The 19995-nt window shown below is 65.4% G+C and carries 16 protein-coding genes; 2 read left to right on the forward strand and 14 right to left on the reverse strand.

From position 1 onward, the window contains the following. The first annotated feature begins 45 nt into the window (after positions 1-45). Both AC3A6I_RS11405 and AC3A6I_RS11410 read left to right on the forward strand, forming a co-directional pair. The gene (locus AC3A6I_RS11405; protein ID WP_487543815.1) at positions 46-396 is read left to right on the forward strand and encodes an ArsR/SmtB family transcription factor; all 351 of its coding nucleotides are present in this window, start codon (positions 46-48) and stop codon (positions 394-396) included. 89 nt (positions 397-485) lie between these two features. Further along, positions 486-941 carry an SRPBCC family protein gene (locus AC3A6I_RS11410; RefSeq protein ID WP_487543816.1) on the forward strand — a complete coding sequence of 152 codons (456 nt, stop codon included), beginning with the start codon at positions 486-488 and terminating at the stop codon, positions 939-941. An 85-nt stretch (positions 942-1026) separates the two neighbouring features. Here the strand turns inward: AC3A6I_RS11410 and AC3A6I_RS11415 are convergent, their stop codons facing one another. The 14 genes from AC3A6I_RS11415 to AC3A6I_RS11480 all read right to left on the reverse strand — a co-directional run bounded on the left by AC3A6I_RS11415 (position 1027) and on the right by AC3A6I_RS11480 (position 19992). After that, positions 1027-2289 carry a hypothetical protein gene (locus AC3A6I_RS11415; protein ID WP_487543817.1) on the reverse strand — a complete coding sequence of 421 codons (1263 nt, stop codon included), beginning with the start codon at positions 2287-2289 and terminating at the stop codon, positions 1027-1029. A 17-nt stretch (positions 2290-2306) separates the two neighbouring features. Beyond that, positions 2307-4523 (reverse strand): NAD-dependent DNA ligase LigA, encoded by a 2217-nt coding sequence (gene ligA / locus AC3A6I_RS11420; RefSeq protein WP_487543818.1) that lies wholly within the window; start codon positions 4521-4523, stop codon positions 2307-2309. A 59-nt stretch (positions 4524-4582) separates the two neighbouring features. Beyond that, complete coding sequence (gene recN, locus AC3A6I_RS11425; protein ID WP_487543819.1) at positions 4583-6253, reverse strand: DNA repair protein RecN; 1671 nt, start codon at positions 6251-6253, stop codon at positions 4583-4585. Positions 6254-6395: 142 nt separating this feature from the next. Continuing rightward, positions 6396-7235 carry an outer membrane protein assembly factor BamD gene (locus AC3A6I_RS11430; protein ID WP_487543820.1) on the reverse strand — a complete coding sequence of 280 codons (840 nt, stop codon included), beginning with the start codon at positions 7233-7235 and terminating at the stop codon, positions 6396-6398. A gap of 77 nt (positions 7236-7312) precedes the next feature. Further along, the gene (gene lpxC / locus AC3A6I_RS11435) at positions 7313-8269 is read right to left on the reverse strand and encodes a UDP-3-O-acyl-N-acetylglucosamine deacetylase (protein WP_487543821.1); all 957 of its coding nucleotides are present in this window, start codon (positions 8267-8269) and stop codon (positions 7313-7315) included. Between the two features lie 107 nt (positions 8270-8376). Further along, positions 8377-10044: a cell division protein FtsZ gene (ftsZ, locus tag AC3A6I_RS11440; protein ID WP_487543822.1), complete on the reverse strand. Its 1668-nt coding sequence runs from the start codon at positions 10042-10044 to the stop codon at positions 8377-8379. Positions 10045-10234: 190 nt separating this feature from the next. Then, positions 10235-11548, reverse strand: a complete 1314-nt coding sequence (gene ftsA / locus AC3A6I_RS11445) for a cell division protein FtsA (protein WP_487543823.1) — start codon at positions 11546-11548, stop codon at positions 10235-10237. A gap of 5 nt (positions 11549-11553) precedes the next feature. Continuing rightward, positions 11554-12543, reverse strand: coding sequence for a cell division protein FtsQ/DivIB (locus AC3A6I_RS11450; RefSeq protein ID WP_487543824.1), 990 nt, complete (start codon positions 12541-12543; stop codon positions 11554-11556). After that, entirely contained in the window at positions 12531-13448 is a 918-nt protein-coding gene (locus tag AC3A6I_RS11455) for a D-alanine--D-alanine ligase (RefSeq protein WP_487543825.1), read from the reverse strand. Before AC3A6I_RS11455 ends, AC3A6I_RS11450 begins: the two co-directional genes overlap by 13 nt. Continuing rightward, positions 13445-14869, reverse strand: coding sequence for a UDP-N-acetylmuramate--L-alanine ligase (gene murC / locus AC3A6I_RS11460; RefSeq protein ID WP_487543826.1), 1425 nt, complete (start codon positions 14867-14869; stop codon positions 13445-13447). Before murC ends, AC3A6I_RS11455 begins: the two co-directional genes overlap by 4 nt. Next, the gene (gene murG, locus AC3A6I_RS11465) at positions 14866-15969 is read right to left on the reverse strand and encodes an undecaprenyldiphospho-muramoylpentapeptide beta-N-acetylglucosaminyltransferase (protein WP_487543827.1); all 1104 of its coding nucleotides are present in this window, start codon (positions 15967-15969) and stop codon (positions 14866-14868) included. Before murG ends, murC begins: the two co-directional genes overlap by 4 nt. After that, positions 15966-17126: an FtsW/RodA/SpoVE family cell cycle protein gene (locus AC3A6I_RS11470; protein ID WP_487543828.1), complete on the reverse strand. Its 1161-nt coding sequence runs from the start codon at positions 17124-17126 to the stop codon at positions 15966-15968. Before AC3A6I_RS11470 ends, murG begins: the two co-directional genes overlap by 4 nt. A 328-nt stretch (positions 17127-17454) precedes the next feature. Continuing rightward, positions 17455-18540, reverse strand: a complete 1086-nt coding sequence (gene mraY, locus AC3A6I_RS11475; RefSeq protein WP_487543829.1) for a phospho-N-acetylmuramoyl-pentapeptide-transferase — start codon at positions 18538-18540, stop codon at positions 17455-17457. A gap of 27 nt (positions 18541-18567) precedes the next feature. Further along, positions 18568-19992, reverse strand: a complete 1425-nt coding sequence (locus tag AC3A6I_RS11480) for a UDP-N-acetylmuramoyl-tripeptide--D-alanyl-D-alanine ligase (protein WP_487543831.1) — start codon at positions 19990-19992, stop codon at positions 18568-18570. Between the last annotated feature and the right edge of the window lie 3 nt (positions 19993-19995).

Here is a 19995-nt window from a genome sequence, read left to right on the forward strand (position 1 = left end):
TCACTTATCTATTGACACCATGATCGCATCGCGATACTTAAGAGTATGCTTAATCAAACACCCGAACCGCTCGATCTCATGTTCCAGGCCCTGGCCGACCCGACACGGCGGCATATGGTGGAGCGATTGAGCCGGGGGCCGGCATCGGTGAGCGAACTTGCCGCGCCGTTCGACATGAGCCTGCCCGCCGTGGTGCAGCACCTCAAGGTGCTGGAACACAGCGGGCTGGTGAAGACCGAGAAGGTGGGCCGCGTGCGCACCTGCACTATCGATACGGGAGCGCTGAGCCTGGCTGAGAAGTGGATCAATGATCGGCGCATCGGCTGGGAGAAGCGGCTCGACCGGCTTGGCGCCTTCCTCGACGCGATGCCCCTCGGCAACGAGTCCAAGGACTAGTCCGTCCGATATTTCATCACGGAGCCTGTGCCGGCCACGAGCCGGACCGGTTTCTTACGCCCGCATGCCGGGCAAATCAGGAGAAGAAAATGACCGAACGCTCAATCGTCCATGGCACCTTCACCGTCGAGCGCACCTATCGGCACGCCCCCGCCGTAGTGTTCGGTGCCTGGTCCAAGCCAGAGTTCAAGCGCCAGTGGTTCGGCAGCCCGAAGGAAGGCAGCGCTGACGACATCTTCGAATTCCGCGTCGGCGGCCGCGAGTTCAACGAAGGCAAGATGGGCAACGACGTCTACAGCTATGACGTGCTGTACCAGGACATCGTCGAAAACAACCGCATCATCTACACTTACCAGATGAAGCTGAACGGCCAGCGCATCTCGGTGTCGGTCGCCACCATCGAACTCCGGCCGGAAGCCGACGGCACCAAACTGGTGCTGCGCGAAGACGGCGCCTTCCTCGACGGGCTCGACACCGTCGAGCAACGCGAAGGCGGCACCAACTACCTCATCGACCAGCTCGGCGCATGGCTCGACAAGCAATGAGCAGAAGCTGAGCTACTCACCGTCGCCGATGGCTCTTCCTGGCCCATCGGGGACTCGTGCAGGATTTCCTCGCCCGCCATGCCGGTCAGTTGAACCAGAAGGCGTAGCCCCACAGCGCATCGCCGAACACGTCGGTCGCCGCGCGGAAATTCTCCGTGCTCGCGATCGGCCCATCCTTGAGGAAGGGCAGCGCGTCGTAGCCCGTGATCAGCATCATGAAATCGGTGCGCTTGGCGCCCTCGAAATAGGCCTTGAGGTCGAACCCCTTGGCGAAGCGCCAGTGCGGGATGAGCAGCTGGCCCTCGAGGATCTGATCGACCGCATCGAGCGTCAGGCCCCAGGCGTTGATCTGTTCCTGCGTGATCTTGGCATCGGGCGTGAGGCCCACCTGGTTCGGGTTGGGCAGCAGCTCGTGGTCGTTGTCGGTCTCGGCGAGAATCGCCTCCCAGTTGCGGCGGGAGAGCGTCGTGATGTCCCGAAGCCGCTCGCGCACCCGCTTCAGCCGATCGGCATCGACGACCGGGAAGTTGAGGTTGTGGATGGCGGCGAGCGCATCGGCGATGGCGTTGTCCGATGCCGGATCGAGCATCAGCGAACCGGTCGAGGTGACATAATCCTGCATCGGCAGCCCGGCGCGCGGGAAGAAGCGATGGAAGGTAGTGTCGAACAGCGCCCGGAAATCGTGGGCGAGCAGGAAATCGGCCTGCGCCGCGACCACCTGGGTATAGCCGGCGAGCCAGATGGCATCGGCACGATCAAAGCCGATGGTAATCGGCTGTGGCGCCGGTGGAGTGGGCGGCGGCGCACCCGGATCGGTCGGGCCGGGAACGGCGGCGCCACCAAACATGGCCTGCATCACCGCGCCGATGGTCTCGCTCTCCGAGCCGCTGCCATTGCCGTCGAGATCGATGCGAACCTGCAGGATATCGACCGGCACGACATAGTCGCCGGATTCCCCGGCAGCAAGCAGCGCCACGCGGGCGGCATCCATGTCCTCGACCAGCCGCTGCAGCAAGGCGCGGAACCTGTCGTAATCGAGCGGTTCGGGATTGGCGTTCACCGGCACCGGCATCACCAGCGGCGAGCCCATCACCGGACCGGCATCAGGGGCCGTGAAGCCGTGGCGGTAGAGTCCCTGCGCAAAATGCTCGAGCCCTTGGGTGAAGCTCATCAAGCCCACGCCGAAGCGACCTTCCATGTCGCCGCGCTCGTAGAACGGCCGCAACTGGTTGAGGCCCTCCCCCAGCGTGCCGGCGTAGAGATGCGTGCGCGTGATATCGCCGGCCTCCCCCGCCACCGCGGGCAGGCACAATGCGGCAAACAACAGAGCGGCGACCCGCTTCAGCATCCTCATCCCCTTGGCGGTCATTTGGCCGCCAACTCAAGCCACTGATCTTCGTCCAAAACAAGGATGCCCAGCGCCTGCGCTTCCTTGAGTTTCGAGCCCGCTCCCGGACCGGCGACGACGATATCGGTGTTTTTCGACACTGATCCGGCCACTTTGGCGCCCAGCCGCTCGGCCATGGCCTTGGCTTCGCCGCGGGTCATTTTCTCGAGGCTGCCGGTGAACACCACCGTCTTGCCGGCGACTTCGCTGGTGGCCGAAACGGTAACGACATAGTCGCGCGGCTTCACCTGCTCGAGCAGGCGATCGAGCACAGCGACGTTCCGCTCGTTCTCGAAGAAATCGCGCAGCGCTTCCCACACCGTGTCGCCGATACCGTTCACCGACGGAAAAACCTCGTGCAGGTTCCCGCCGGCGGCAGCCGCTTCGAGCCCCTTTTCGCGCAGCGCGGTGATGCTGGAGAACGTTTTGGCCAGTACGGCGCCGGTGGTTTCGCCGATGTGGCGGATGCCCAGCGCGAAGATGAAGCGATCGAGCTCAGGCTCGCGCCGCGCGTCGATGGCGTTGAACAGCTTGTCGAGGCCCTCGAAGCTGCGCTCCTCGACCGAGCGCGTCGCCTTGCGCACCTTGCCCGAGGCTTCTTCGCGCAGGCGCGACTGCTCCTCGCGCCGGGCGGCAAAGGCCGCCTGCACCTCGGCCCGGCGGTCGCGCAGAGTGAAGATGTCGGCGGCCGTCCTCACGAGGCCCGAGTTGAACAGCAGATCGATATTCTCGGCCCCCAGGCCTTCGATATCCATGGCGCCGCGCGACACGAAATGGCGCAGTCGCTCGACCGCCTGGGCGGCGCAGACCAGCTCGCCGGTGCAGCGGCGGCGCGAATCTTCCTTGCCGGTCTTCTCGTTGATCTCGCGCGTCGCGGGCGAGCCGCAGACCGGACAGACATGCGGGAACTCGTAGGGCACCGCATCGGCCGGGCGCTGCTCCAGCACCACCCGAACGATCTGCGGAATGACGTCGCCCGCGCGCTGGATGACCACGGTGTCGCCGATACGCACATCTATCGGTTCGTCGCCGCGGATCGGCAGGCCGTTGCTGTCGATGCCCTTGATGTAGTCCTCGTTGTGGAGCGTCACGTTCTCGACCACCACGCCGCCGACGCCAACGGGCGCGAGGCGCGCCACCGGCGCCAAGGTGCCGGTGCGGCCGACCTGGATATCGATGGCGCGCACGGTGGTGAAGGCCTGCTCGGCCGGGAACTTGTGCGCCACGGCCCAGCGCGGCTCACCGCTCGAAAAGCCCCAGCGCCGCTGCAGCTCGAGATCGTCGACCTTGTAGACGACGCCGTCGATGTCGTAGCCGAGCGAGGAGCGCAGTTCCTCGATCTTCTTGTACTGCGCGATCAGCTCTTCCATCGAGGTGGCGCGCACCATCAGCGGACTGATGGCAAAGCCCCACTCGCCGAACTTCTGTACCGCTTCATACTGGGTCGGCGCGGGATCAGCAGTGGTCGCCCCCCATGCATAGGCGAAAAAGCGCAGGTTGCGGCTGGCGGTGATCGACGGGTCCTTCTGCCGCAGCGAACCGGCCGCCGTGTTGCGCGGGTTGACATACTCCTGCCCGCCCACCGCCGCCGAGCGCGCCTTCAGCGCCTCGAACTCGGTCATGGTCATGTAGACTTCGCCGCGAATCTCTATGGTCTCAGGCCAGCCCGAACCCTTCAGCCTGTGCGGGATATCGGCGATGGTCTTGAGGTTGGCCGTGATGTCCTCGCCCACCGCGCCATCGCCGCGCGTCGCGCCCTGCACGAACACGCCGTTCTCGTAGCGCAGCGAGGCCGACAGGCCATCGATCTTGGGCTCGGCGGTGAAGGCGAGCTTCAGGTCCTTGTCGCGCTCGAAGAAGCGCCTGCCGCGCTCGATGAAATCGACCACGTCCTCGTCGGTGTAGGCCTTGGCGAGGCTGAGCATGGGCACGGCGTGCCGCACCTTGGAAAAACCCTCGACCGGCGCGCCGGCGACTTTGTCCGAGAGGCTGTCGCTGCGCTTGAGCATGGGGAAGGCGATTTCGAACGCCTGGTAACGGCGCTTCATGGCGTCGTACTCGGCATCGGTGATCGTCGGCGCATCCTGCTCGAAATAGGCTCGGTCGGCCTCGGCCAGCAGCTCGTGCAGCCGGTCGATCTCGGCCCGGGCTTCGGACTCGCCAAAACTCTCGATTTCGCGTTCGGCACCGCTCATCGGGGATCCTCCTGGTTCGGCTGAGGATACCCATCCGTCGCCGTAAGTCACGCTGTGGCTTATGAGACTTCGGAAATCAGCTTACCCGCGGCGGCGCGTGCCTCGTCGGTCACCTTGGCGCCGGCGAGCATGCGGGCGACCTCCTCGGTTCGCGTCTTGCCATCAAGGCGGCGGACATGGGTGCGCACGAAGGCGCCCTCCTCTATCGCCTGCTTCTCGATCAGCAGATGGCTCCTCGCGCGTGCCGCCACCTGCGGTGCATGGGTTACAGTGAGGACCTGTACCTTGCCGGCGAGCCGGGACAGCCGCCGCCCGATGGCATCCGCGACCGCGCCGCCGACGCCGGTGTCGATTTCGTCGAAGATCAGCACCGGAGCCGAGCCGCGATCGGCCAGCACCACCTTGAGCGCCAGCATGAAGCGGCTCAGTTCGCCGCCCGACGCGACCTTGAGGATCGGGCCGGCGGGAGTGCCCGGATTGGTCTGCACATGGAAGGCGATCTGGTCGAAACCGGAAGCAGCGACCCGCTTCTCGTCCACCTGCCGGTCGACGATGAACTTTGCCGCTCCGAGCTTCAGGTCGGGCAGCTCGGCGCCCACCGCCTTGGACAGCGCTGCCGCCGCCTTTTCGCGCGCCGAACTCAGCGCCGTCGCGGCGGCAGTGTAGGCGGCGCGGGCAGTGACGGCGGCAGCTTCCAGCGCCTTCAGCGATTCCTCGCCGCTCTGCAGCATCTCGAGGTCGTTGCGGTACTTGGCCAGCACCTCGGGGAGACCATCGACCGTGGTCTGGTGCTTGCGGGCCGCGGCGCGGAGGGCGAACAAGCGCTCCTCGACCTTCTCGAGATCGGCCGGATCGAAGGCCATGTCGCGCTTCAATGCCTCGAGCGCGTCCGAAGTCGCATCGAGCGAGACGAGCGTGGCGTCGAGCGCCTCGACGATCGGCTGGAACACCGCTGCGCCGGCATCGGCCTTGCGCATCAGCCGCCGCATCAGACCGGCCAGCACCGGGCCCGGGGCGGTCGGGCCATTGAGCATCTCGTCGGCGTCGCGAACTTCCTCGGCCGCCTTTTCCAGCGTCATCAGGCGCTGCCGGCGCTCGGCCAGCACTTCTTCCTCGCCGTCCTCTGGATCGAGCTCGCCCAGTTCCTCGACGACATGGCGGGCATATTCCTCGCGCGCCTGCGCTTCGGCGATGATGGCGCGCTGCCCGGCGACCGCGGCTTCCGCCTCGACCAGCATCTCGTGCGCGCTCCAGGTCGCGCCCACGAGCGATTCGTGCCCGCCGAACGCATCGAGCGCGGCACGATGCGTATTGACGTCAACGAGCGCCCGGTCGTCGTGCTGGCCGTGGATCTCGACGATCAGCCTGCCCACCGCCTGCAGTAGCCCGGCCGATACCGGCTGGTCGTTGATGAAAGCGCGCGTGCGGCCATCCGAGAACTGCACCCGGCGCAGGATGATGTCCTCGTCGTCGGCGATGGCGTTCTCGCGCAGCGCCTCTCGTGCCGGATGGTTGCGCGGCAGCTGCAGCACGGCGACCACCTGGCCGCTTTCGGCCCCCGAGCGCACCAGCGAGGCGTCGCCGCGGCCACCCAGCGCCAGCGTCAGCGCGTCGAGCAGGATCGACTTGCCGGCGCCGGTCTCGCCGGTGAGCGCCGTCAGCCCTTCGTCGAGGGCCAGGTCGAGCTGATCGATGAGAACGATATTGCGGACCGAAAGCGCGTTGAGCATTCGGGCATGGCCCCTTGCGAGATCGACCGGCCCAGGCCAGCCAAACAGATCACGTTTCGAAATCTACCAGACGCGAACAAAACGGCAACAAAAAAGCACGCCACCCACAGGATGACGTGCTTTCGAAGAGAGTTCTTGCGACCTAGTTCGCTTTGAGCGACGCCAGCGGGCTCGAGGCGTTGACCTGCGGGCTGACGCCCTGCTTGGCGAGCAATTCGTAAGCGCGCTTGTACCATTCGCTGGCCGGATAATTGTGCCCGAGCACCGCGGCGGCGGTCTGCGCCTCGGAGACGAGGCCAAGCTGCAGGTTGGCTTCAGTGAGGCGGTATAGCGCTTCCTCGATGTGGGTCGAGTTCTGGTAGTTCTCGGCGACCTGGCGGAAGCGGTTGATTGCCGCCGGATAGTTGCCGTTGCCCAGATAGTACCGGCCCACGGACATCTCCTTGCCCGCCAGCTGGTCAACGCCGATCTTCAGCTTTTCCTTGGCATCCTTGGCATACTCGGACTGCGGGTAGTTGTTGATCACCATCTGGTAGGTGTTGATCGCGTCCATGGAGATCTGCTGGTCGCGCGTCGTATCGGTGATCTGGGCGAAGTACGAGTTGCCCTTGATGTAGAGTACGTAGGGCACTTCCTTGGACGACGGGTAGAGCGCCAGGTAGCGGTCCGCGGCGAGGAGCGCCTCCTCGAACCTGCCGATTCGGTAGTTGGCGAACATCTCCATCAGCTTCGCCTTCTCGTTGTAGTCCGAGTAGGGATGCTGGCGCTGCAGCCTCTCAAGCGTCTTGATCGCGGTCTGGTAGTTCTGCTTGTCCATCTCGCCCAGCGCCTGCTGGTAGAGCTGGTCGGGCGGAACGATCGCCTCTTCCTTGATCTTGGGCGAACCGAACAGGTTGCAGCCAGCCAGCAGCACAACCAGAACGCCGATCGCGGCAAGCCGCGTGAATCGACCCGAATAACCTGCAAGCTGAGAGATCGTCACGACCTGCCCCATCCCTTACGCACCACCTGAATTGTGGCAGGCGAACTACTGATAAAAAAGATCAAAACTGTGGCCGGTCACCCGACCGAGCGCAGATAAGTCTGGACGCTGAGCCCTTCCGGCACATCGTCCAGCGCATCGAAGGCCACCGGCAACTGGTCCGCGGTGACGATCTCGTAGTTGGCTTCGCTGGCGAACAGGCCCTGCAGCACCAGCGCGTTCAGCGCATGGCCGCCCTTGTAGGAGCGGAAGCGGCCGTAGATCGGCAGGCCGCACAGCGCCAGGTCCCCGATGGCGTCGAGCAGCTTGTGACGGACGAACTCGTCCTCGTAGCGCAGGCCACCGGGGTTGAGAATCTTGTCCTCGTGCACGGTGATGGAGTTTTCCATCGACGAGCCGAGGGCGTAGCCGGCCTGCCGCAGCACCTTGGCATCGCGCACGAAGCCGAAGGTACGGGCGCGCGACACATCCTCGAAATATTTGCGCGGGGTCCAGTCGAAGATCATCCGCTGGCGGCCGATGACGCGGCTGTCGAAATCGATCTCGAGATCGAACTGGCGGCCGTTATACGGCTCGAGCGCGGCCGAAGCCTCGTTGTTGCGCACCAGCACCTGGCGCATGATCTTGATGTAACGGCGCGGCGCCGGCTGCATCATCAGGCCGACCGACTGGATGCCCTGCACGAAGGGCGCGGCGCTGCCGTCGATGATCGGACATTCCGAGCCGGTCAGAATCAGGTGGGCGTTATCGACGCCCATGCCGGACAACGCCGAGATCACGTGCTCGACAGTAGCAACCGAGACGCTGTCGCCCAGGTCGATCGTCGTGCACAGCGTCGTGCGGGTAACGCGCGAGAAATGCACCGGCACCGGACCGACCTTGCGGCCGGTATCGAGCCGGCGGGTGATCGTGTAGCCGCTGTCGGGAGCCGCAGGTTCGATGACGAGGGTAACAGGGGCGCCGGAATGAACACCGAAACCGCTGAATTCGAGCGCATCGGCCAAGGTCCGCTGCCGCGCCGAAAGTTTATGCATGCTTTATAGACTCCAGCCCGTCTGCGGCCCCGAGGCAGTCATAGACAATAAAATCCCGGCGCGGAAGCCGCACCGGGATCTGGCGAAAGGGCTTTTCCCCCGCGGCCTCAGCCGTGTTTCCTGAGGAAAGCCGGAATCTCGATCTGCTCCTTGGCGGCCGGCTGCGCCGCTTGGCGCCCGTGCTGGTCGAGGTTACCACGGGCACCCTCGGCACCAGCCGAAACTCGCGGATTCCGGGCCCCACCGGCCTCGATGGCGCTGCGCGCGGCAGCGTCGTCGGCGCTCGGTTCGAGCTGCGGAGCAGTCCGCACCGGCTCGTTCGACTTAAGGCCAAGGCCGACATTCGAAGCGAGGCGCTTGAACAGGGCGCGGGCATTGCGCGGTTCGGCTTCCTGCTTTTCTTGGCCGCTGAGTGACTGCCTTGCAACAGCCGGGAACTCCTCGGTACGCGGCATGCGGCGCTGCCCATCCGGACGCTCGGCACTCGACGGGACGTAGGCGCTCGGGATCGGCGTATCGATGAGTCGCGGCGCCTCTTCGAGTTGCGTATGGCTTGCAGCCGGCACGTAGGGCTCGACGGTGATGCCGTCATCCTCGTCGCCATAGGCCGAGGCGTAGTCGGAGACGTCATGGCTGATCGCCTCAGCGACCGCCTGCTGCACCTGCTCCTCGAACTCAGGCTCATCGGCGAGCTCGACCGGCGCAGCGATCTGCTGCGGCTGCCGTTCGGCAGCTGCCTGGCGAAGCGCCGAAGCCTGGAGGGGCTGACGAGTCGGATTGGCCTTCATCGGCTCGAGCGCCTGCACCATGGTCGCGTCGGTGCCGGTCGCAACGACCGAGACGCGGATCGTGCCGGTCATATCCGGATCGAAGGTGGCGCCGAGAATGATGTTGGCATCCGAGTCGACTTCCTCTCGGATACGGCTTGCGGCCTCGTCCACTTCGTAGAGGGTCAGATCCGGACCACCAGTGATCGAGATCAGCAGACCGCGGGCGCCGTGCATCGACACATCGTCGAGCAGCGGGTTGGCGATCGCCGCCTCGGCAGCGTGGCGGGCGCGATCGTCACCGGAAGCTTCGCCGGTACCCATCATCGCCTTGCCCATGCCGCGCATCACGGCGCGCACGTCAGCGAAGTCGAGGTTGATCAGGCCTTCCTTGACCATCAGGTCGGTGATGCAGGCGACGCCCGAATAGAGCACCTGGTCAGCCATCTTGAAGGCGTCGGCGAAGGTGGTCTTCTCGTTGGCGACGCGGAAGAGGTTCTGGTTCGGGATGACGATCAGCGTATCGACATGGCGGTGCAGCTCGTCGATGCCATCCTCGGCGAGGCGGGCGCGACGGTTGCCTTCGAACTGGAACGGCTTGGTCACGACGCCGACGGTCAGGATGCCCTGCTCGCGCGCGGCGCGGGCCACCACCGGGGCTGCGCCGGTGCCGGTGCCACCGCCCATGCCGGCGGTGATGAACACCATGTGGGCGCCCGACAGATGGTCGTTGATCTCGTCGTAGCTTTCCTCGGCTGCGGCGCGACCTACTTCAGGGTGCGAACCGGCACCGAGGCCTTCGGTGACCGAAACACCGAGCTGGATGATCCGCTGCGCGCTGGCGAGTGCCAGCGCCTGCGCATCGGTATTGGCACAAACGAAATCCACACCGGACAGCCCCGAGGCGATCATGTTGTTGACCGCGTTGCCGCCTGCTCCGCCGACACCGAACACGGTGATGCGGGGCTTCAGTTCCTGGATATCGGGGATGGTGAGGTTGATCGTCATGATGGCCCCATGAGTGGCGTGTGGGACCAGTATTAGTCGCCAATTCGTTAATCAGACCCTAACAATGCCGCCGAAACCGTTAACGTGATGGCAAATTGCAAGGCTTGGCAACGCGTTGGTTACCTGAGGTTAAGCATGAAGTTGAGGGACGCCTTACCGCCCTGTGCGGCTCGGCGGAGCTGGCCTCCGCCTAGAAACTCGTACGCAGCCAGCTGCCGACGCGGGCAAAATATCCGTCCGTGCCGGTGAGCCGGGCCGAGCGTTGCGGCTCGACATATTCCTGGCCGCACACCTGCGGGTACACCAGCATGCCGGCCACGGCGGCGAAGGCCGGGCCCTTGGCGAGATCGGGCAAACCGGAGATGCCCATCGGACGGCCGTTCCGCACGTTGCGGGCGAGGATTCGGCGGGCGACTTCCGGCAGACCAGTGAGCTCGCTGGCACCGCCGGTCATGACGAATCGCCTGCCACAGACATCCATCATGCCGGTGGCCTGCATGCGATCCTTGATGGCGGTGAGCACTTCCTCGACACGCGGCCGGATGATCCGGGTGATGTGCGAGCGTGGGATCTGCCCCGGCGCTTCGTCGGCCGTGGCGCCGACCGGAGTGATCGGGATCAGGTCGCGCTCATCCGCCTGCCCCGGCAGCACCGAGCCGTACATGGTCTTGAGCCGCTCGGCATCGGCAATGCCGACCGAGAGCGAACGGGCGATGTCGAGCGTCAGGTGGTGGCCGCCGATGGCGATGGCGTCAGCATAGACGAGATGCCCCTCGGCAAAGACCGAGACGGTCGTGGTGGCGCCACCGAAATCGACGCAGGCGACGCCGAGCGACGCCTCGTCGTCGACGAGTGTCGACAGGCCCGACGCATATGGCGTTGCCATCAGCGCTTCGATCTGCAGGTGGCACCGATGCAGCACCAGTTCGATGTTGCGCATGGCAAGCGTCTCCGCCGAAACCACCGCCACATCGATGGACAGCTTTTCGCCCACCATGTTCTTGGGATCCTTGATCCCCTTCTGGCCATCGAGCGAGTAGCCGATGGGCAACGCATGGACAATCGAGCGCTCCTGCCGCACCGAACGCTCGTTGACGGCGCGCAACACGCGCTGCACGTCACCGCGCTCCACTTCGGAGCCGCCGAGATTGACAGTCGCCGAGAACGTCTCGGACCCGAGCCGGCCCGCCGTAACGTTGACGATCACCGACTGCACGGTCAGGCCTGCGGCCCGCTCGGCAATGCCGACGACCGTGCGCACCGCCTGCTCGGCCTTGTCCAGATCGGCAATGACGCCCGACTTTATGCCGGCCGACGGGCCGTAGCCGAATCCGATCACCTCGACATTGTGGGTGCGGCCCTTCAGCGCCTTGCCCTCGGCGCGCGGCACCAGGCGCGCGATCACGCAGCAGATCTTGGTCGAGCCGATATCGAGCACCGTTACCAACGAGGTGCGACCCGGCTGCAGAGGCTTAAGCCGCGCGGTCAAGGCATCGGTCATCATGGTCTTTACTGGGTCCGTTTCACTGGCACGACCGGCACTATGCCCGGCACGGCGCCTGCCGCCTGCGTTACCTTGATTGCCGGCGCGGCTGGTTTCTTCACCGGCTTCTTGCCGTTGGCGACCGCGATCTGCTCGGCTGCGGCTTCGCCCGGCTTGAGCGTCACGAAGCCGGCGACGCGCAGATCGATCAGCGTCACGTCACGATCGAGCAGCGCATAGTCGCGCTGGTACATTTCGAGGTGGCCGAGCGCCTGTGCGATGCCGCTCTCGGGCAGCTGCACGCGCAGGCCATTGCGATACATCAGGTCCCAGCGCCGGTCGCCGATGCGGCTCAGCGCGGCGAGGCCCTCCTTGAGGTCGGGATGTCGCTCGAGCACGCGCACCATGGCGACAGCGTCGTCCGCCGCGCCCTCGCCGATCACCAGTGGGAGGTCGGTATACGAGGCGATGTCGGTGCCGATCTTCTTGCCCCGCTCGTCGATCAGCCAGGTCGTCTCCCCGACGCGCCAGCGCACCACGGGCACGCGTTCGACGATCGAGACGATGACCTTGTTCGGGTAAACCTTGCGGACCGTCGCCGACTCCACCGCCCGCAGCCACTCGAGCCGCGCCTGCGCCTTCTGCGCATCGAAAGTCAGCGTCGAATTGCCGGTGCCGACGGTGAGGAGTGCGATCACGTCCTTGTCGGCGGTCAGCGTCTGGCCGGTGATCTCGATGGCGTCGATGCCGAAGCCGACCTCGGCGAACTCACCCTGCACGAACCGGTAGACCGCCGTGCCGGCCGCGCCGATGAAGTTGCGACCTTCCCAGGCGCCGACGGCAAGCAGCAGCGCAAGGATGACCCCGAGCACCCTGAGGATGACCTTGCGGTGCAGCACCCAGACGTGGCTCGCCTTGACGAGCGCGTTACGGCTGGTGCGGGGAATGACGACGGGGAACTGGCGCGGATCGACAGGTTGGGCGTTGGCGAAACTCTGTGCCCCTACCTGTTGCAACTCGCATCCTCCACCATCCAGGCAACCAGCTCCTCGAACGAATGGCCGGCAAACTTGGCCTGTTCGGGAACCAGCGACGTCTCGGTCATGCCTGGCTGGGTGTTGATCTCGAGGCAGACGAGTTCACCGTCCGGCCCCGCCTGGTCGTTGTAGCGGAAATCGCTCCGCGTCACGCCCCGGCACCCGAGCGCAGCATGCGCCTTGAGCGCCATCTTCTGCACTTTGTCGTAAATTTTCGGTTGCAGTTGTGCTGGAACGACGTGAAAGGAGCCGCCTTTGGCGTACTTGGCCTCATAATTATAGAAGGCGAGGTCGGTGACGATCTCGGTGACCCCGAGCGCCACGTCGCCCATCACGGCGCAGGTGAGCTCGCGGCCTGGGATATAGCGCTCGACCATCACCTCCTCGCCCGAGTTCCAGTCCTCGCGCAAAAGCTCCTGCGGCGGGTGCGACTGGTCGGCCTTGACGATGAAGACACCAAAGCTCGAGCCATCGGCAATCGGTTTGACCACATAGGGCGGCGCCATGACGTGGCCGCGCGCCACCTCCGCGCGGTTGGCAATCGTGTGGTCGGTGACCGGAATGCCTGCAGCCTTGAACATGATCTTGGCCTGGTGCTTGTTCATCGCCAGCGCCGAGGCCAGCACGCCCGAATGCGTATAGGGAATGCGCAGGAACTCGAGCACGCCCTGGATGGTGCCATCCTCGCCGAACGGGCCGTGCAACGCGTTGAAGGCGACATCCGGCTTCAGCTCGCGCAGCTTTTCGGCGATGTCGTAACCGACATCGACCTCGGTGACGGTGTAGCCGGCATTGCGCAACGCACGCGCGCACTCGGTGCCCGACATGATCGACACGGGCCGCTCGTTGGCGAGCCCGCCCATCAGAACGGCGACGTGCTTCATGGCAGCTCGACCTCTTTACCGATGATGGCGCCGAGCTCGTTCGGCAGCGCAGCGGCCCATTGCGTGATGTTGCCGGCGCCGAGGCAGACGACGTAATCGCCGTCGGCGGCGCGCGCCGCGAGCAGCGGTGCCAGCGCTTCGGGACGGTCGATGACCATCGCGTCGCGATGCCCGCGGGCCCGGATGCGGGCCACCAGCTCCTCATGCGTCACGCCTTCGATCGGAGCCTCCCCCGCCGCATAGATCGGGGCGACGATGACCGTATCGGCATCGTTGAAGCAGGTGGCGAATTCGTTGAACAGGTCATGCACGCGGGAATAGCGGTGCGGCTGCACAACCGCGATCACGTCACGCCGCGCCGACTGTCGCGCCGCCCGCAGCACGGCGGCGATCTCCACCGGATGGTGGCCATAGTCATCGATGACGGTGATGCCGCCGACCAGACCGGTCCGGGTGAAGCGGCGCTTCACGCCCGAAAAGCTCTTCAGCCCTTTGCGGATCGCCTCGGCCGGCACCTTCAGTTGGTCGGCCACCGCGATGGCGGCCGTGGCGTTGAGCGCATTGTGCTCACCCGGCATGGGCAGCTCGAGCTCGTCGATCCTCAGATGCGTCATGCGGATGCGGTCACGGATCTCTACCGAGAAATGCTGGACCCCGTCACGGTTCTCCAGCTCCAGCAGCCGCACATCGGCCTGCGGATTGCGGCCATAGGTGATGACGCGGCGGTCCCGGATCTGGCCAACCAGCGCCTGCACCTCGGGATGATCCAGGCACATCACGGCAAAGCCGTAGAACGGCACATTCTCGACGAAGGTGATGAAGGCCTGCTTCACCTTCTCGAAGTCGCCGTAATAGTCCAGATGCTCGGGATCGACATTGGTGACGATGGCAACGTCGGCCGGCAGGCGCACGAAGGTGCCGTCGGACTCGTCGGCCTCGACCACCATCCACTCGCCACCGCCGAGGCGGGCATTGGTGCCATAGGCGTTGATGATGCCGCCGTTGATGACGGTCGGGTCGTAGTTCGCCGCATCGAGCAGGGTCGCGACCAGCGTCGTGGTCGTGGTCTTGCCGTGCGTGCCGCCGATGGCGATGGCGTTCTTGAACCGCATGATCTCGGCCAGCATCTCGGCGCGGCGCACCACCGGCAGGCCACGGGCACGCGCGGCGGCGAGTTCCGGGTTACCCTTCTTGATGGCGGATGAGATGACGACGACTGCGGCGTCCTTGAGGTTATCGGCCGACTGCCCGATCGCCACCTCGATGCCCATCGAGCGCAGCCGCTGCACATTGGGATTCTCGGCGCTATCCGAGCCGCGGACCTTGTAGCCCTGGTTGTGCAGGATTTCGGCAATGCCGCTCATGCCGATGCCGCCGATGCCGACGAAATGCACCGGGCCGATATTGCGGGGCATCTTCATTGTGTTCTTTTTCCCTTGTCCGCGAGGCGTTCTGCCGCGTCGGCGAGCTTGGTGACGGCGTCTGGCTGGCCCAGCGCCTTGGCAGCCGCCGCAGCCCTCTGCAACGCGCCCGGATCACCGAGAAGTGAGGTCAAGCGAGTGGCAAGCGATTGGGGCGTAAGCGTGGCCTGCTCGGCGATCCAGCCGCCGCCGGCGGCTTCGAGTACGAGCGCATTATTCTTCTGGTCGGCGTCGATGGCGCCCGGCAGCGGCACCATGATCGCCGGCCGGCCGATGGCGGTGAGTTCGGTGATGGTCGAGGCGCCGGCGCGCGAGATGACGAGGTGCGAGGCGGCCATCCGCTCGGGCAGATCATCGAAGAACGGCGCGAGCTCGACATTCACCTTGGCCTGCCGATAGGTCTCGGCGACGCGATCGAGGTCCTCGGGCCGGCACTGCTGGGTGATGAACAGTCGATGGCGCAGCGCTTCGGGCAGCGACGCCACCGCCGGCGGCACGAGATCGCCGAACACCCGCGCGCCCTGGCTGCCGCCGAACACCAGCAGACGAATGGGGTTGTTAGCTTCGATTGCGGGATACGGGGTGCGGGCCGCCTGCCGCGCGCGGTCGCGGATGGGGTTGCCGACGAGCTCGCTCTTGGCGGCGAAGGCTTCCGCCTTGGCCGTCCGGGGGAAGGTCAGCCCGATGGCCTTTGCCATGCCGGCCAGCGCGCGGTTGGCGCGTCCCATCACGGCGTTCTGCTCGTGCAGCAGGCCGGGGATACCGCGCAGACTTGCCGCCATGAAGGGTGGGTAGACCGGATAGCCCCCGAAGCCGACGACCGCGTCCGGCTTGATGCCACCGAGCTTGAAGAAGGCGACCCCGATGCCCCAGGCGATGGTGATGCCGGCGACGACGAACTTCACTGGATTGCGCACCGAGGGCGTCGCCGAGGGCACGATATGCGTCGCGCTGGCGGGGAAATCGCCGCCATAGCTTTCGACCCGGTGGTCGGTCATCAGCTGGACGTCATGGCCGCGCCGGCGCAATTCCTGCGCCAGCGCCATGGCCGGGAAGAGATGGCCTCCCGTGCCGCCAGCCATAAGGACGAATCTGCTCATTCGGCGGGGGATAGCACTGCGGTGCGATAGACGGGAAGTCCGCTCGCCAGCCGCTCCTCCGGCTTCTTGCGGGTAAGCGCCAGCATCAGCCCCATGCCGAAGGCGACGGCCAGCATCGAGGTGCCGCCATAGGAGACGAAGGGCAGCGTCATGCCCTTGGGCGGGATGAGGCTGAGATTCACCGCCAGGTTGATCGAGCATTGCAGCCCGAACTGGATGGCGAGGGTCGAGGCGGCAAGGCGGGCGAACAGGCTCGACTGCTGCTGTGCCCCGATCAGCGCCTTGACCACGATATAGCCGATCAGCACCACCAGGCAGAGGCAGAACAGGATGCCGAACTCGCCCGCTGCGGCCGAGAATACGTAGTCGGCATGCGCGTCGGGGATCTTCTTGTTGGCAAAGGACTCGCCCGGCCCGCGCCCGAACCAGCCACCCTCGAGCAACGAGCTCAGCGCCTTGTCGACCTGGTAGGTGTTACCGCTCTCGGGATTGATGAAGGTGTCGATGCGCCGCGCGAAGTGCGGGAAGAACATGTACGCGCCGAACAGCAGGCCAACCGCCCCTGCCCCGAGCCCGAAGATTACGAACCACGAAATGCCGGACAGGAACAGCAGCGCGCCCCAGGTCGCCAGCACCAGCGCCGTCTGGCCGATGTCGGGCTGCAACAGCAAGCCGCCCACGATCGAGACCATGATCAGCGTCGCGAGGATGCGGGCCGGCACGCCCTTCTGCTTCATCGCTTCGGCGAACAGCCACGCGCCGATCACCGCGTAGGCCGGCTTCACGAACTCGGACGGCTGCACGGTATTGCCGGCAATCGAGATCCAGCGCCGCGCGCCCTTTACCTCGACGCCGAAGCGCAGGGTCAGCCACAGCATGATGATCGAGACGACCAGCACACCAAGCGCTGCGAACCGAGCCGTGCGATGCGGCAGGAAGGACGTGACGATCATCACCGGCAGCGCCAGCGCCGCAAAGATCGCCTGGCGCACGATGAAATGCCAGGGCCCCAACCCCAGGCGCTCGGCCACCGGCGGGCTGGCTGCAAAACTCAGCAGCACCCCGACCAGCATGAGCAGGATCAACGCGGCGAGCAGGGACTTGTCGATCGTCCACCACCACTCCGCGATCGGCGTCTTGCGCTCGCGTGAAAACATCTGAACCGACGCCGCCCTGGTTTGGACGGCCTCCCGTACGCACAACTAGAGTTAAATTGTACGGGCTGGGTGGTTACCAAGTTCGCAACGGATTCGCGTTTTGCGAATCCTGCGCGGAGCAAACAGCGACGCACCCTCTCCCCCCTTGCGGGGGAGAGGCGAGACTTGCGAGCGCAGCGAGTTAGTCGCAGCAGAGAGGGGGCTGATGGGCAGAGTGGCTATCAGAACCACCCCCTCTCTTGCGAAAACTAAGGACTTAGCTGCGCTAAGATCCAAGTTTTCGCTTTCTCCCCCGCCAAGGGGGAGAGGGGGCCGGTGCACGTGGCGCCTAGCGCAGCTTCAGCGAGCTCAACCCGATCAGCGCCAGCACGAAGCTGATGATCCAGAAGCGGATCACTACCTGGCTTTCGGTCCAGCCCATCATTTCGAAATGATGGTGGATCGGCGCCATCTTGAACACGCGCTTGCCGGTGAGCTTGAACGAGACGACCTGGACGATCACCGACACGGTTTCGAGCACGAACAGGCCGCCGACGATGGCCAGCACGATCTCATGCTTGGTCGCAACCGCGATGGCACCGAGCGCGCCGCCCAGGGCCAGCGAGCCCGTGTCGCCCATGAAGATCTGCGCCGGGGGAGCGTTGAACCACAAAAAACCCAGGCCTGCGCCGATCAGGGCGCCGCACAGCACCGAGAGTTCGGCGGTGCCGGCGACATAGTTGAGCAGCAGGTACTCGGAAAAGTTCGACGAGCCGACGAGATAGGCAATCAGTCCGAAGCAGGCCGCCGCGACCATCACCGGCACGATGGCGAGGCCATCGAGGCCGTCGGTAAAATTCACCGAGTTGCCGGCGCCCACGATGATGAAGGCGGCAAAGAAGTAGAAGAAATACCAGAGCGGAATTCCCGAGCCCTTGATGAAGGGGAACATCAGCTGCGTGGCGATGGCCGGGTCGGTGACAGAAGCCATGACATAGGCCGCGATCAGCGCCACGATCGCCTCGATGATCAGCCGCTGCCGGCCGGAAAAGCCCTTGTGCGAGGCTTTCGTGACCTTGAGGTAATCGTCGTAAAAGCCGATGGCGCCGAAGGAAACGGTGACGAACAGCACCGCCCAGACATAGAGGTTGCTGAGGTTGGACCACAGCAGCGTCGAGATCACCGTACCGGCAAGGATCATCAGCCCACCCATGGTGGGCGTGCCCTTCTTGGTCAGCAGGTGCCCTTGCGGGCCATCCTCGCGGATCGGCTGCCCCTTGCCCTGCCGCACCCGCAGGCCCGCGATCATCGAGGGGCCGAACAGGAACACGAAGAACAGCGAGGTCATCACCGCGCCGGCAGTACGGAAGGTGATGTAGCGGAACACGTTGAAGGCGGCGAGGCTATCGCCCAACTGCCCGAGGAAATACAGCATACTACCGGTGTCCCACCCGTCCCGCCCTTAGGCGTTTTCGAAGCGCTCGCGGATCTTCTGCACGAGAGGGGAGAGCCGGACGCCTTTCGACCCTTTGACCATAACTGCGTCGCCGTAGGCAAGCGCGGAGAGAATGGTATCTCCGATCTCCTCGGCGGTGGGCACGTGGGTCACGGCCGGCGCGTCGCGGTCGGATTCCCGGACCCGGATCAGCTCGGACGCTAGCGCCCGCATGGCCGTGCCGACGAGGTAGACTTCGCTCGCCCCGGTCTTCAGCACGGCCTTCAGCAGCCCGGCATGGAGCTGCGGTCCCTGCGGACCCATCTCCAGCATGTCGCCGAGGACGAGGACCTTGCGGCCGCCCGGCGGGGAGACTGAGGCGTAGAGGTCCATCGCCGCGTTCATCGAAGCGACATTGGCATTGTAGCTCTCGTCGACCAGCAGCAGCGGCTTGTCCTTGGGGCCGAGCCGCAGCGTCAGCCCCCTGCCCTCCGGCGCGCCGAACTTGGCGAGGGCTGCGACGGCCGGCTGCGTCGCCTCGCCCGATAAGGACGCGACCGCGAGCGCGGCAACGGCGTTGGCGACCATGTGCCGGCCGGGCACCTGCAGTTCCAGCCGGAAGCGCTCGCCATCGTGGGCGACATCGGCGAGCGTCTTGTCGCCGGCCGTGCCGACCGAGGCAATGTGCCAGTCGGCGCTGTCATCGAAGCCATAGGTCACGACCTTGCCCACGCCGGCCGCCCGAGCATGGGCGAAGAGGATGTGGAGATAATCGTGGTCGGCGTTGAGCAGCGCCACCCCGCCCGGCTCGAGCCCGAGGAAGATCTCGGCCTTGGCGGCGGCGATGTCGTTGACCGAGCTGAAGAACTCGAGATGGGCGGCGGCGACGGTGGTGATCACCGCGATATGCGGGCGCACCAGCTTCACCAGCGGGGTGATCTCGCCGGCATGGTTCATGCCGATCTCGAACACGCCGAACTGCGCCTCGCGCGGTAGCCGCGCCAGCATCAGCGGCACGCCCCAGTGGTTGTTAAAACTCTTGATCGAGTAGTGCGTCTCGCCGAAGGCGGCGAGCGTGGTGCGGATCGCTTCCTTCGTAGTGGTCTTTCCGGCACTGCCGGTTACCGCGATGATCTGCCCTCGATTGCGCTGCCGCGCTGAGACGGCCAGGGCTTCGAGGGCCTTGAGTGGATCGGGAACGACGATCAGACCCTGCCCGCCCTTGGCCTTGAAATAGGCCTCGGAAACGAGCGCCGCCGTCGCGCCGGCCTCGAGCGCCTTGCCGACGTAATCGTGCCCGTCATGCACATCGCCCTTGATGGCGACGAACAGCGCTTCGGCGGCGATTTCGCGGGAGTCGATCGAGATCGAGGAGATCGGCCCATCCGACACGCCTTCCGGGTGGCCGCCGGTGGCTTTGACGACCTCGGCGACAGTCCAGAGCGGTCGCATGCG

This window comes from Devosia sp. Soil_C_22 (assembly GCF_057657195.1).

What these genes read in the sequence shown, in the direction of transcription:
- AC3A6I_RS11405 (WP_487543815.1), top strand. Translation starts at nt 46, where the DNA reads ATGCTTAATCAAACACCCGAACCGCTCGATCTCATGTTCCAGGCCCTG.
- AC3A6I_RS11410 (WP_487543816.1), top strand. Translation starts at nt 486, where the DNA reads ATGACCGAACGCTCAATCGTCCATGGCACCTTCACCGTCGAGCGCACC.
- AC3A6I_RS11415 (WP_487543817.1), bottom strand. Translation starts at nt 2,289, where the DNA reads ATGCTGAAGCGGGTCGCCGCTCTGTTGTTTGCCGCATTGTGCCTGCCC.
- ligA (WP_487543818.1), bottom strand. Translation starts at nt 4,523, where the DNA reads ATGAGCGGTGCCGAACGCGAAATCGAGAGTTTTGGCGAGTCCGAAGCC.
- recN (WP_487543819.1), bottom strand. Translation starts at nt 6,253, where the DNA reads ATGCTCAACGCGCTTTCGGTCCGCAATATCGTTCTCATCGATCAGCTC.
- lpxC (WP_487543821.1), bottom strand. Translation starts at nt 8,269, where the DNA reads ATGCATAAACTTTCGGCGCGGCAGCGGACCTTGGCCGATGCGCTCGAA.
- ftsZ (WP_487543822.1), bottom strand. Translation starts at nt 10,044, where the DNA reads ATGACGATCAACCTCACCATCCCCGATATCCAGGAACTGAAGCCCCGC.
- ftsA (WP_487543823.1), bottom strand. Translation starts at nt 11,548, where the DNA reads ATGATGACCGATGCCTTGACCGCGCGGCTTAAGCCTCTGCAGCCGGGT.
- AC3A6I_RS11455 (WP_487543825.1), bottom strand. Translation starts at nt 13,448, where the DNA reads ATGAAGCACGTCGCCGTTCTGATGGGCGGGCTCGCCAACGAGCGGCCC.
- murC (WP_487543826.1), bottom strand. Translation starts at nt 14,869, where the DNA reads ATGAAGATGCCCCGCAATATCGGCCCGGTGCATTTCGTCGGCATCGGC.
- murG (WP_487543827.1), bottom strand. Translation starts at nt 15,969, where the DNA reads ATGAGCAGATTCGTCCTTATGGCTGGCGGCACGGGAGGCCATCTCTTC.
- AC3A6I_RS11470 (WP_487543828.1), bottom strand. Translation starts at nt 17,126, where the DNA reads ATGTTTTCACGCGAGCGCAAGACGCCGATCGCGGAGTGGTGGTGGACG.
- mraY (WP_487543829.1), bottom strand. Translation starts at nt 18,540, where the DNA reads ATGCTGTATTTCCTCGGGCAGTTGGGCGATAGCCTCGCCGCCTTCAAC.
- AC3A6I_RS11480 (WP_487543831.1), bottom strand. Translation starts at nt 19,992, where the DNA reads ATGCGACCGCTCTGGACTGTCGCCGAGGTCGTCAAAGCCACCGGCGGC.